This is a genomic window from Anaerococcus marasmi (genome assembly GCF_900290195.1).
Classification (GTDB): Bacteria; Bacillota; Clostridia; order Tissierellales; family Peptoniphilaceae; genus Anaerococcus; species Anaerococcus marasmi.
The window spans coordinates 964,731-977,416 of the sequence record NZ_OLMF01000004.1 but is presented as its reverse complement, the minus strand read 5'-3'; the positions used below and the strand labels follow the sequence as shown (position 1 = coordinate 977,416).

Below are 12,686 nucleotides of genomic sequence, written 5' to 3'. Positions count from 1 at the left end.
AGATGGCAGATATAATTCAATCAACAGGAAGAAGAAAGACATCTGTAGCTAGATGTACTATGGTTTCTGGTAACGGGGAAATCCTTGTAAATGGAAGAAACCTAGACGAATACTTCAACTATGAAACACTAAAAGTAATAGCAAAATCACCACTTGAATTAACAGAGAACCTAAACAACTACGATATCAAGATCAATGTTAATGGTGGAGGATATACAGGACAAGCAGGAGCAATCAGACACGCTATCGCAAGAGCACTACTAATTGCTAACCCTGACTATAGACAAGCCCTTAAGAGAGCAGGATTCTTAACAAGAGATTCTCGTAAAAAAGAAAGAAAGAAACCTGGTTTCAAAAAGGCAAGAAAATCATCTCAATTCTCAAAGAGATAATCAAAGATTTACAACCGCAGGTTACGACTTGCGGTTTATTTTTTATGAAAATTATCTAAGGAGATAAGAAATGCAAAAAATTAATTACAATCTCAAGATGGAAGAGATTATAAGAGAAAACAAGAAAAAGGGCCTAAGGCCAAGGCTTTTGATGCAGGTTTGCTGTGCACCTTGCTCAACTGCTGTTATTGAGAGGATATATGATGACTTTGAGATTGATCTTTTCTATTATAATCCCATGATCTATCCTACAAGCGAGCTAGAAAAAAGAGTAGATACCCTAAGAGATTTGAAGGATGCTATAGGAATAGATTCTAAGATAATCTTTCCTCCAAATGATGTATCTGACTTTGCCGAGATTGCAAAGCTTAGAAGAGATGATCACGAAGGGGGAGAGGCCTGCTATAAATGTTATAGGTTAAGGCTAGAAGAGACGGCTAAATTTGCCAAAGAAAAATCCTACGATTATTTTTCTACAACCCTTTCGATTTCTCCTTATAAAAACAGCCAGTGGCTTAATGAGATAGGTGAGAGTTTAGAAAAGGAGTATGGGGTAAAGTACCTATATTCTGACTTTAAGAAGAAAAATGGCTACAAGAAATCTATAGAGCTTTCAAAAAAATATGAGCTTTACAGACAAGACTATTGCGGCTGTATCTTCTCCTTTAAGGAGATGGAGGAAAAACATAAAATAGATTTGGGCTAGGATTAGCTTATTTCAGTTTTTCTAAATTTGTAAGTAAAATTTTTATGGAGGATATCTTATAAGCTTATTTTAATATATTTTCAATATAAGTTAGTTTTTTTGATTATTGGGTAATATTCTTATAGGAGAGGATTATGAAAGATTTGATGCTTATTAAGAAAATACTAGATAATGATAAGGCAGACGAAGTGTATCCTGTAACTTTCGATTTGGATAAAAGCTTTGAAAGGTCTATTGCTGTGGGTATTTTTAATGATTTGATGGAGAAAAAAATCATCAAATCAAAGAGATTTACTATAAAAGAGCATTCTTTCACAGTGGATATCCTCCCATCTTCTATCAATGAAGTGATAGGTATAATTATAAAAGAAGGAATGTACATATATGGGGTCTACACCCTATATGATAATTACATCGAAGAAGGAGAATTAAAATAATGGATAAGAAAATTTTTGATTTAATCAATGAACAAATGAACTTTGAATTTGAGTCAGCTTATATTTACAAGGCTATGGCAGCTTACACAGATGACCTTGACCTTGATGGATTTACAACATGGTTAGACCACCAAGTAACAGAAGAAATCTTCCACGGAGAAGGTATGAAAGACTTCCTTCAATCAGTTGGATACAAACCAGTATATACTGCAATTCCTGAACCACAAGGAGATTATGAATCAGTTCTTGATGTTATGAAGAAAGCTTTAGAACACGAAAAAGAAGTAACTAGAAGAATCACAAACATTGCCAAAGAAGCAAACGGGGTTGATGAGAGAGTAAGAAGCTTTATCCAATGGTACATCGATGAACAAGTTGAAGAAGAAGAAACATTTAATAAAATCATCACAAGACTAGAAAGAGTTGGAGATGATTGGCACTCAATTTATATCCTTGATGCTGAACTTGGTCAAAGACCAGAACCAACAGAACCAAATATCGCTGAATAATGAAAACAATTAAAAATAAGAAGCTTGCAGCACATATAAATTTAGACGGAGCTTATGTAGAAGATTTATCATATGGGGGAGATTCTATATTCTTCCCAAAATCTCGTCTAAAATTGGCTGATAGCTACAAGATTAGGGGCGGTATGCATGTATGCGCTCCTAATTTTTCGGATGATAAACTGTTAAATGAACTTCCTAGCCATGGCTTTGGCAGAAATGAGGAATGGGAAGTAAAAGATTATGGTGAAGATTATCTTAAGCTAGGACTTAAAGGCCTTGGCTCTTATAAGGAAGTTTACTTTGAAATTTCCTATAAATTGTTGGAAGATAGATTAAGGACAAAGCTTACTATAGAAAATAAGGGAGAGAGAAGCCTTCCTCTAGCTCCTGCCTTTCATCCATATTTTGCGACAAGCTTTGAAGATTTGACCCTAAGAGATTATAAAATCGAAAAGAAAGATCTTCCTGATTCTATTTTTATTAGTGCTGATTCCATGGATTTCACTATGGCAGATAGGGAAATTGAAATTAAGGGAATAGAAAATGTAGGTACTTTTACTTTGTGGTCTGACTTTTTGGATGATTATATCTGTATCGAGCCTACTTATAATGGGAAAAGCTTCCTAGATGATGACTTAGAGCCTTTCTATGTCGAAGAGGGAAAAACTTTCGTTCAAGAATTTGATATTTTAATCAAGGATATTTAAGATAATTAATTCCGAAATTAATATTAGTGATATGACTTGAAAATAATTTGATAATGTGTATAATTATCTTAAGAAGAATAAAGGAGATAATTATGGCAACTATAGCAATGCTAATACTTTTCCTAGTTTTAGGAGGGGGAATGATTAAGTTTATATTTAAGTTGGGTCTAGGAATAATTGGACTTGTATTGGCCCTAGTATTCCTACCTGTTTTATTAGTGATTACTCTATTGGCCTTGCCACTAGCAGTAATTGGAGGATTCTTAGGCCTTGTAATTAAGCTTTTGCCAGTACTTGTAATCGGAGGCCTTGGATATTTTGGATATAAGTACTATAAGGAAAATTATCAAACTTGGTAAAAAAATAGAGCTGTTGCATCTTACTTGCAACGGCTCTTATTTTATTGTTCACTTAAGTGAGTTGAGCGAACGAAAGAGAGCGAAACAATAAACCACCTGCTATGCAGGTGGAGGGATTAAGCTTTAGCTTCAAGCACCAAGAAAACCTCCTTAAAGTATAATTGTGATAGTCACATGCACAATTAAACAAGGAGGTTAAAACTTGGACAAGAATAGTTTATCACATACCAAATGGAGATGTAAATACCATATAGTTTTTGCACCAAAATATAGAAGACAAGTAATATATAGACAATTAAGGAAAGATATAGGCAGTATACTTCGAGAATTATGTTCAAGAAAAGGAATAAACATAATAGAAGCAGAGCTATGTCCAGATCATGTACACATGCTGGTAGAAATACCACCAAAATATTCTGTATCACAAATAATGGGATATTTGAAAGGGAAAAGTTCATTAATAATATTTGATAGACATGCCAACCTAAAATATAAATATGGAAACAGACATTTTTGGTGTAGAGGATATTATGTAGATACAGTGGGAAGAAATGAAAAGAAAATAAAAGAATATATACAAAATCAATTAAGAGAAGATTATTACACTGACCAAATAAGTATCAAGGAATATTATGACCCGTTTACGGGAGAGTCAGTAAATAAGAACAAATAAAAAAACTGCTTAAGCAGTAGTTGGGATAGTGGTGCATGTGACAGAATACTCGACAGCCCCAATAGGGGCGTGCCGGTATTCGCGCCTTATAGGCGCTGTGCAAACTACCAGCTAAGCTGGTAGTTTTGATTTGTTTAAAACAAATCTCTCAATAGCTTCGCCTACAGCACCTTCTTCATTTGTAGCTTCCGCTACAAAGTTTGCGGATTCTTTTACCTGAAGGTGGGCATTAGCTACAGCGACAGAAGTGCCAGCCTCTTCTAGCATGGCGACATCATTATAGTTATCTCCGATAGCCAATACCTCGTCAAGTCCTATTCCATAGTGCTCACATACTTTCTCTAAGGCTCTTGCCTTGTTTACACCCTTAGCATTTATTTCCATAAACATATCTGAGGAATAGGCTATCTCCACATCGTAGTTGGTAAGATAGGCTATGTCGATTTCTAGTCCTTGAAGGTAGTTCATGTCCTTGCTTTTAAGGATGGCCTTTAGTATGATTTGATCTTGGAGAAAGTCAATATTGTTATCAGTAAGCTCGGTAATTTGTGTTTCCGCATAGGAATCGCGGTCGAGATTAAGACCATACTTGTGCTCTAGGGTGTAGATATAGCAAGTTTGATTGTTAGCATAGGCATAATCAAAAATTGTCTTGGCATATTCATACTTTAGCCCCATGGAGTGGACAATCTCTTTGGTCTTGATATTCATAACAATCGCCCCATTACAGCAGATCACATAACGATCATCGTGGATTACTCCAGCCTGGTCAGGTATATCGAAAAGCTCGTAAGTACCACGACCTGTGGCAAGCATCACTATAATGCCTTTTTCTTGAGCTTTTTGGATAGCGATTCTATTTCTTTCAGGTACGTTTTTATCCTGATCTACCAGGGTTTCATCAATATCTGATGCTATTAGTTTTATCATAGGAGATCCTATTTATTAGCCTTCAAAAACTCTATGATATCATCTGACTCGTAGAGATATTCTCCATCGTGGTAAAGGCAAGGGATTTGTCTTTTTCCTCCCTCTTCTACTAGTTCATTTAGGGCATCTCTATCTTCGTTTATATTTACAACTTCAAGTTCGATATTTTCTTCTTTCATAAAGTTTTCGACTTTTTTACAATATGGGCATACAGTTCCCACGAATAATTTGTAATCTTTCATTATTTCACCTCATTTTTTAAAAACTTTCATAATATCTTCATTAAGGTATACTATACTTATTATATGAATATTTTAAAGTTAATACAAAGGTGGTTCGATGAAAAACAAAGTAATATCTGTTATTAGATTTATTCTAATAGTCATCATAATTGTTTGCCTAGGGATCTTAGCTAAGAGGGGCTATGACTACTGGACTAATATGAAAAATAACAAGCATATAGCAGGACTTATAGAAGAAAGTAAAAGCGAGTCCAAAAACAATAATGAGAGCGAAGAGCTTACAGAAGATGAGAAATTCAAAAAACTTGAAGAGCAAAACCTCTATCTACTAAAGAAGTTCAAGGAAGAAAACTCAGATGTAGTAGGAGTAATTGAGATTCCTAATACAGCTATCAAATACCCAATCCTTCATGCAGAAGATAACAATTTCTATCTAAGGAAGGGTCTTAATAAGGAATATGACATAGCAGGTTCCATCTTTATGGATACCAATAATTCAACAGACATAAGCGATGACAATACCGTAATTTACGGCCACCATCTAGAGCTTGAGTCAATGTTTACTCCACTTGATCAGTATAGAGAGCAAGAATTTGCTGAAAATCATAGGGTAATGTATGTTACGACAGAAGAGGGCCTTCGTGAATACGAGATATTCTCAGCTTATGGTACTCCTTCCGACTATGACTATAGGACTCTTGAATTCATGTACGATGCTGACAAGATTCCATATTTTAATAAGTTGAAGGATATGTCTGAGGTAAGTCTTGACACAAGAGAATTTAACGAAGATGACACCATAGTAACCCTATCAACTTGCCAATACGACTATGAGGATCAAAGACTAGCAGTACATGCAGTAAGGATAAGATAGTGCAAAGATATACGACAGATTCAAAAAGAAAAATTAATATTGAGCAAAATGAAAAGGGGCTTATCCTAAGGGAGGCCTCTTTTGAACCTAGTCATATTTTCGAATGTGGTCAATGTTTCAACTTTCACAAGGAAGAAGATGGGTCATACACAGCAGTATTTTTAGGAAAAATTATTAATGTCCTAAAGCTTGATGAGGGAGTAAGTCTTATAAGAAATATCAGCCTAGAAGATTTTAATGATATCTTTTACGACTACTTTGACCTAGGTCTTGATTATGAGGCTATCAAGGAAGAAATAGCCATTGATCCAGTAATGGAAAAGGCTACAGCCTATGGTTATGGAATCAGAATCCTAAACCAAGAAGTATTTGAGACTACAATTTCTTTTATAATATCAGCCAATAACCAAATCCCTAGGATAAAAAAGGCTGTTAGGATTATATCTGAAAGATATGGAAACTTTTTAGGAGAATATAAGGGAAGAAAGTATTATTCTTTCCCGACTCCAGAAGTCTTGATGAAAGTTAAGCCTGAGGACCTAAGAGAATATGCTAGGGTAGGTTTTAGGGATAAGAGGATAGTAGAAGCAAGCAGGATGATCTATGAAGGACACCTAGAAGAAGCTAATGACTTGGATACAGAAGATCTTAGGAAAAGACTAATAGAACTACCAGGAGTTGGACCAAAGGTTGCTGATTGTATCTTACTTTTCGCCTATCACAGGAGAGAGACCTTCCCAGTAGATGTTTGGATTAAAAGAGTTATGGAGACACTTTTTATTAAAAAGGAAGTCCCTAAGAAACAAGTTGACGACTATGCTAGAAAATATTTCGGCAAAAACGCTGGCTACGCCCAACAATACCTCTTCTATTATGGAAGAGAAGAAAAAATCGGAAAATAAAAAACTTAAGCCTTTGCAAGGATAAAAGCTTCTATATCAGCTACTAGGACATATGAAGTTTATCATTTGCAGGGGCTTTTTTCTTATAAATTTATTATTAAAAATTTTAAAATCATTTGACATTTCACAAACAATGAGATATTATTATAATATAAATATGTAAGCGGTTGCAAAAGAGGAGCAAGATATTGATTTTGCTAAATAAAACTAAGATTAGGCTTACAGATTTCTCATTCCACCTTTGGGAAAGGGTTTTATAGGAGGTAAGTTATGGATATATATGATATAGCCAAGGCTTCAGGCTATTCAACTGCCACTGTTTCTCGTGTTATTAATAAGCAAAACAATGTCAGTAAGAAGGCTAAGGAGAAAATCGAGAAGGTAATTAAGGAGAACGGATATACTCCCAATAGGATTGCAAGATCACTTGCCAAAAGAAGCAGCGAGCTTATAGGAATTATGGTTCCTGATATTAGAAAATATTTTGAGTCTCAATCTGCCTACGAGCTTGAAAGAAAGTTAGAGTCTTCAGGATTTTCTACACTTTTGTGTGTGACTACTGATGATCTGACAAAGAAGAGATCATATCTTGATCTACTTTTAGAAAATCAAGTAGAGGCAATCATCGGAGTTGGTTCTACTTACGAGCAAGAAGAGTTCTACAAGACTCTTGTCGAAGTAAGTAAGGATATACCAATGGCCATGCTTAATGTAAGCTCTACTATGGCTAGTGATAGGATTGTCAATGTATACATAGACGAAATCGATGCTATGGATCAGGCGGTAAAACTTTTTAAGGAAAAAGCCTATAAGAAACCACTTTATGTTTCTTGGGATAGGGGATTTGTCACACGTTCTTATGTGGCCAAGAAGGCTGGATTCATTGAAGCTCTTTATAGATATTATGACAAGCCTGACTTTGTAGAATATAAGCTTACAAGTCATGAAGCCGGTGAGTTTGATGGTCTTATTGAGTTTGTAGAGAAAAACGATTTTGACTGTATTCAGTTTGAGCTAGATAGTCTTGCGGTTTTATTTTACAAGCTTTATGTTAACTCAGGCCACAAGGTTCCAGGAGATCTAGGACTAATAGGTTTTGACAATATCGATGCTACGAATTTCACCAATCAAACTATCACTTCCATTGACCAGAGGATAGATAAACAGGTAGACCTTGCTGTTAGCAATTTATTTAAAATTATGAAGGGTGAGGAAGCTAAAAATAATATCATGGTTAAGGCGAAGTTAGTAGAAAAGGAAACTGTTTAATTATGAAAGGAGAAAGTATGAAAAGTAAATTTAAAACTATTTTTATGGCTGTAATTTTTGCTCTTATATTCACTGCTTGTTCCAAGGCAGATAGCGATAGCCAAAAGACAATTATAAGAGTCGGCCACAACCAATCCCAAAACCACCCAACCCATCTGGGTCTTCTGGCTTTTGAGGAATATGTAGAAAATGAGCTTGGAGATAAATACGACATCCAAGTCTACCCATCAGAGCTTTTGGGCTCACAAATCGATATGGTTCAGCTAACCCAAACTGGAGCGATCAATATCTGTGTTGCAAGTAACGCAATTCTTGAGACCTTCAACGATGTTTGGGAGATTTTCAACCTCCCATATCTTTTCGCATCAAGCGAAGCCTACCACCATGTAATGGACGATCCAGAAATTGTTAAGCCTATTTTTGAATCGACAAGAGAAGGTGGATTCGAGGGAGTGGCTTGGCTAGATGCAGGTTCTAGGTCTTTCTACACCAAGGATAAACCAGTGAATTCTCCAGAAGATCTCAGTGGACTAAAGATAAGAGTTCAACAATCTCCAACCAACGTTAGGATGATAGACCTATTAGGTTCTTCTGCATCACCAATGGGCTTTGGTGAAGTATATACAGCTCTTCAATCAGGTATCATCGATGGAGCAGAAAATAACGAGATGAGTCTTACAGACAATGGTCACGGAGAAGTGTGCAAGTACTATTCTTACGACATGCACCAAATGGTTCCAGATATAGTAATTGCAAACTACAACTGGCTAGAAGGCCTTCCAGAAGAAGACAGAAAAGTCTTTGATGAAGGATTTAAAGTTTTAAATGAAGTTCAAAGAAAAGAATGGAAAATAGCAGTAGATAAGGCCAAGGAAAAGGCAAGTGAAATGGGAGTAGAGTTTATCTATCCTGACCAAAAGCCTTTTGTGGACGCTGTGGCACCACTTACAAAGGAAGTGTTAGAAAGAAACGACAAGCTAACACCTTTCTACGATGCTATCCAAAAATACAACGAAGAATATCCAGCAAAGGAGGGCTGATATGAGAAAAACCTTAGATAATATATTGAAAGTCCTAGCAGGGGCAAGTCTTTTGATTATGTTTATCCTCGTGGTATGGCAAGTATTTACAAGATATGTCCTAAATAGTCCATCTACCTGGTCAGAAGAGCTTGTAGCTTATCTATTCGCTTGGTCAACCCTCTTTGGTGCAAGTCTTGTAGTAAGCGAGAAAGGACACATGAATATCCCTGTATTAGTAGAAAAAAGAGAGCCACAAATCCAAAAGGTCCTTGCGATCTTCGGAGAGCTTATGATCTTGCTTTTCTCCCTAACAGTTCTAACCATGGGAGGAATCGCTATTACTAAGCTTGCCCTAAGTCAGACTACATCATCCTTAACTATAGCAGTAGGATATTTCTACATTCCACTTCCTATAACTGGAATAATTAATATCTGCTATACAATAATGAACATAAAAGATATTCTATCTGGCAAGGAAAAATTCGTAAAGGCCAAATCAACTGAAGAAATCGCTTCAAACATGGCCAATGACACAGAAGAAGTAGCAAAATATGAAGGAGGCAACAAATGAGTGCAAGTGCTCTAGCCATAATCTTATTATCTTTAGTTATACTGCTAGCGACTGGAGTGCCAATTGCCTTCTCCATCGGTATAGCTTCAATTGTTACAATAATTACAACAGTACCAGCAGACGTTGCAACACTCACGGCAGCTCAAAGAACCTTCGTCGGCATGAGCTCCTTTACCCTCACAGCTATTCCCTTCTTTATCCTAGCAGGAAACCTAATGAATGAGGGAGGAATAGCCAAAAGACTAGTTGACTTTGTAATGGCAATTCTAGGAAAGCTTCCTGGAGCCTTACTTGTAACAAATGTAGGAGCCAATGCTTTGTTTGGAGCAATCTCAGGATCTGCTTCAGCAGCTGCTGCAGCAGTAGGATCAATGGTAAAAGACGGAGAGGAAAGACAAGGTTATGATAAGGCTGTATCTGCATCTGCAAACGGAGCTTCAGCTCCTGCAGGACTTTTGATTCCACCATCAAACGCCCTAATCACTTATTCTTTAGTTTCTGGAGGGACATCTGTCGCGGCACTTTTCCTAGGAGGGTATGTACCAGGACTAATCTGGTCTGTAGCTTGTATCATAGTTGCTATTGCCATAGCCAAGAAAAAGGGCTATAAGGCAAATGAAGGAAAGTTCTCCTTTGCAAATCTTGGAAGAGCAACCCTAAGAGCCCTACCTTCACTTGGACTAATCATAGTAGTAATTGGAGGAATCGTAGCAGGAATCTTTACAGCTACAGAAGGATCTGCTATATCAGTACTCTATTCCTTAATCCTAGGGTTTATCTACAAGAACTTAAATGTAAAAAAGGTATGGAATATCATAGTAGAATCAGCTAAGATGAGTGCCATAGTTGTTTTCCTAATCGGTGTATCAAACATTCTTTCTTGGGTAATGGCCTTTACAGGAATTCCACAAATGGTAGGAAATGCCTTGCTATCAGTATCAAGTAACAAGTACGTGATTTTCTTGATTATGAACATAATCCTACTTATATCAGGAACCTTCATGGATGTAACACCAGCGATCTTGATTTTTACACCACTATTTCTTCCTATAGCGACAGAATTTGGCATGCACCCAGTGCAATTTGGTCTAATGATCGTCTACAACCTATGTATAGGAAATATAACACCACCAGTTGGTAACACACTTTTCGTTGCAATCAAGGTAGGAGATACTACCCTATCTAAGGTTATGCCTTACATGCTAAGATTCTATGTAGCAATTCTTATAGGACTCTTGCTTGTAACTTATGTTCCAATGACATCACTAGTTCTACCACTTAAGGCTGGACTAATATAAGCTGAAATTAGGGGGAGAGTAAAATTTCCCCCTTATATTTTTACCTTTTAATAATTGTATTGTTGTTTCTATTTCTAAGACTTATACAAAGGAGTAATTATGAAAGCTAAAGTTGTAACATTAGGAGAGCTAACCCTTAGGCTTTCTCCATTTGATTTTCAAAGATTCGTCCAAGCTGATAGCTTTGAAGTGATCTTTGGTGGAGCGGAGGCCAATGTAGCAGTAGCCCTTTCCAATTTAGGCGATGATGTAACTTATGTGACAAAACTTGTGGATAATGAGATGGGCCAGGCTGCCTTTAACAATATAAGAAGATTTGGCATAAATACCGACTACATAGTTAGGGGAGGAGATAGGCTAGGGATTTATTATGCGGAAAAAGGCGTGGGTCTTAGATCACCTAAGGTAATCTATGATAGGAAAAATTCCTCCATTTCTAAGGCTAAGATAGAAGAGTTTGATTGGGATGGGATATTTGAAGGAAAGTCTCTCTACTTTGCTACTGGAATTACTGCAGCAATTTCTAAAGAAGGAAGGGACCTTGTTACATATTCGATAAAAGAGGCCAAGAAGAGAGGGCTTGTTGTGGTCTTTGACCTAAACTATAGGTCAAGCCTTTGGACACTCGAGGAGGCTTGTGACTTCTACGAAGAGGTCCTTCCTATGGTCGATATACTTATAGGAGTCCTTCCGACAAAACATGATTACTTTACAGGAGACTTCAACGATGAGGTGCTTTCTAGGATGCTTAGAGATATTCATGAAAAGTATGATATCAAATATACAATCTCATCTATCAGAAACTCCTACTCAGCCTCAGTCAATTCACTTTCTGCTGGTCTTTACAATGGTAAGGAATACATTAAGTCACAGACATACAAGTTTGATATTGTAGATAGGATTGGAGGAGGAGATGCCTTTGCGGCAGGTCTTATTCACGCATACATAAATGGATTTGAAATTCACGAAGCCCTAGACTTCGCCATAGCCCTATCAGCTCTTAAACATTCAATAATAGGAGATTATGCCATCTTTAACGAAAAACAAGTAGGAAAACTTGTAAGCGGAGACAAGAGGATGTTGTCATTTTCATAAGTTCACCCTGGTTTAGCCAGGGCTTTTTTGGTATGACGGGCATGTTCTAATGCTGGGGTGAAATTCCCTACAGAGCGTAGTTGCCGACGAATCTAATAGCGACCCCGAAGTTTTAGGTGGCGACATCTAGGAGAGAAGAACGGGTAGCGAAATCGTGGCTTGACGAACAGGAACAGAATATAAGGCGTAACAGGTGGGCAAGCTAGCCAAAGATAGTAAAGACCCAAAAGGTAACCGTAAACCCAAAGCGTAAATTCTGCAAGTAAACGATGAAAGTATTAGGGCTTATCCCGTGAGGTCTCATAGACGACTCAGTAGTAACAACGAACTATGAGAAGTCAGCAGACTCCATAGTAGTGAAGAAGTTTCTGTAATGGAAATGGAGCGAAGGGAGGAACGATATTTATTGTAATATTTGAAAAGGATGTACTATGACTTGATGGAACACAAGGAATGACGTATTCATTTCTCAAGGTTCGGATACAAAAAGAATAAAGTTAAATAGAAACATCAGTAATAAATAATATGATACAATAAAATATTGAACCGCCGTATGCCGAACGGCACGTACGGGTGGTGTGAAAGGGGCTAGTACTTAGCCCCTATTCGATTTTGTAAAGAAATTTTACATAAACTTTACATTTACTTAAACTAAGCTATACAATCGGATAGTATTATGTAGGTACAAAATAAGTAATAG

General features: G+C 36.8%; 16 protein-coding genes. 14 read left to right on the top strand and 2 right to left on the bottom strand.

All coding sequences use genetic code 11. From position 1 onward, the window contains the following. The first annotated feature begins 2 nt into the window (after positions 1 to 2). From rpsI to tnpA, 7 genes are all read left to right on the top strand, one after another. The gene (gene rpsI / locus C7D97_RS05210) at positions 3 to 392 is read left to right on the top strand and encodes a 30S ribosomal protein S9 (RefSeq protein ID WP_105301040.1); all 390 of its coding nucleotides are present in this window, start codon (positions 3 to 5) and stop codon (positions 390 to 392) included. Positions 393 to 462: 70 nt separating this feature from the next. Then, positions 463 to 1,098 (top strand): epoxyqueuosine reductase QueH, encoded by a 636-nt coding sequence (locus tag C7D97_RS05205; protein WP_105301039.1) that lies wholly within the window; start codon positions 463 to 465, stop codon positions 1,096 to 1,098. Between the two features lie 134 nt (positions 1,099 to 1,232). Then, on the top strand, positions 1,233 to 1,535 hold the full coding sequence (locus C7D97_RS05200; RefSeq protein ID WP_105301038.1) for a hypothetical protein: 303 nt from the start codon (positions 1,233 to 1,235) through the stop codon (positions 1,533 to 1,535). After that, positions 1,535 to 2,044 (top strand): ferritin, encoded by a 510-nt coding sequence (locus C7D97_RS05195; RefSeq protein WP_105301037.1) that lies wholly within the window; start codon positions 1,535 to 1,537, stop codon positions 2,042 to 2,044. Before C7D97_RS05200 ends, C7D97_RS05195 begins: the two co-directional genes overlap by 1 nt. After that, on the top strand, positions 2,044 to 2,751 hold the full coding sequence (locus tag C7D97_RS05190; RefSeq protein ID WP_105301036.1) for an aldose epimerase family protein: 708 nt from the start codon (positions 2,044 to 2,046) through the stop codon (positions 2,749 to 2,751). Before C7D97_RS05195 ends, C7D97_RS05190 begins: the two co-directional genes overlap by 1 nt. Before the next feature lie 92 nt (positions 2,752 to 2,843). Beyond that, entirely contained in the window at positions 2,844 to 3,110 is a 267-nt protein-coding gene (locus C7D97_RS05185; protein ID WP_105301035.1) for a hypothetical protein, read from the top strand. A gap of 202 nt (positions 3,111 to 3,312) precedes the next feature. Then, complete coding sequence (gene tnpA / locus C7D97_RS05180) at positions 3,313 to 3,783, top strand: IS200/IS605 family transposase (protein WP_105301034.1); 471 nt, start codon at positions 3,313 to 3,315, stop codon at positions 3,781 to 3,783. Positions 3,784 to 3,894: 111 nt separating this feature from the next. On the opposite strand, the gene C7D97_RS05175 is transcribed toward tnpA, so the two are convergent. Next, the gene (locus C7D97_RS05175; RefSeq protein WP_105301033.1) at positions 3,895 to 4,713 is read right to left on the bottom strand and encodes a Cof-type HAD-IIB family hydrolase; all 819 of its coding nucleotides are present in this window, start codon (positions 4,711 to 4,713) and stop codon (positions 3,895 to 3,897) included. An 8-nt stretch (positions 4,714 to 4,721) separates the two neighbouring features. Next, positions 4,722 to 4,955, bottom strand: a complete 234-nt coding sequence (locus C7D97_RS05170) for a glutaredoxin family protein (RefSeq protein ID WP_105301032.1) — start codon at positions 4,953 to 4,955, stop codon at positions 4,722 to 4,724. Between the two features lie 97 nt (positions 4,956 to 5,052). On the opposite strand from C7D97_RS05170, the gene srtB reads away from it, so the two are divergent. The 7 genes from srtB to C7D97_RS05135 all read left to right on the top strand — a co-directional run bounded on the left by srtB (position 5,053) and on the right by C7D97_RS05135 (position 11,986). After that, positions 5,053 to 5,829, top strand: coding sequence for a class B sortase (gene srtB / locus C7D97_RS05165; protein ID WP_105301031.1), 777 nt, complete (start codon positions 5,053 to 5,055; stop codon positions 5,827 to 5,829). Continuing rightward, on the top strand, positions 5,829 to 6,731 hold the full coding sequence (locus tag C7D97_RS05160; protein WP_105301030.1) for a DNA-3-methyladenine glycosylase family protein: 903 nt from the start codon (positions 5,829 to 5,831) through the stop codon (positions 6,729 to 6,731). The genes srtB and C7D97_RS05160 overlap by 1 nt, the downstream gene beginning before the upstream one ends. Positions 6,732 to 7,001: 270 nt before the next feature. Then, complete coding sequence (locus C7D97_RS05155) at positions 7,002 to 8,000, top strand: LacI family DNA-binding transcriptional regulator (RefSeq protein ID WP_105301029.1); 999 nt, start codon at positions 7,002 to 7,004, stop codon at positions 7,998 to 8,000. A 17-nt stretch (positions 8,001 to 8,017) separates the two neighbouring features. Then, positions 8,018 to 9,040 carry a TRAP transporter substrate-binding protein gene (locus tag C7D97_RS05150; RefSeq protein WP_105301028.1) on the top strand — a complete coding sequence of 341 codons (1,023 nt, stop codon included), beginning with the start codon at positions 8,018 to 8,020 and terminating at the stop codon, positions 9,038 to 9,040. A gap of 1 nt (position 9,041) precedes the next feature. Then, positions 9,042 to 9,593, top strand: coding sequence for a TRAP transporter small permease (locus C7D97_RS05145; RefSeq protein ID WP_105301027.1), 552 nt, complete (start codon positions 9,042 to 9,044; stop codon positions 9,591 to 9,593). Further along, positions 9,590 to 10,891, top strand: coding sequence for a TRAP transporter large permease (locus tag C7D97_RS05140; protein WP_105301026.1), 1,302 nt, complete (start codon positions 9,590 to 9,592; stop codon positions 10,889 to 10,891). The genes C7D97_RS05145 and C7D97_RS05140 overlap by 4 nt, the downstream gene beginning before the upstream one ends. A gap of 99 nt (positions 10,892 to 10,990) precedes the next feature. Further along, complete coding sequence (locus tag C7D97_RS05135) at positions 10,991 to 11,986, top strand: sugar kinase (protein ID WP_105301025.1); 996 nt, start codon at positions 10,991 to 10,993, stop codon at positions 11,984 to 11,986. The last annotated feature ends 700 nt before the right edge of the window (positions 11,987 to 12,686 follow it).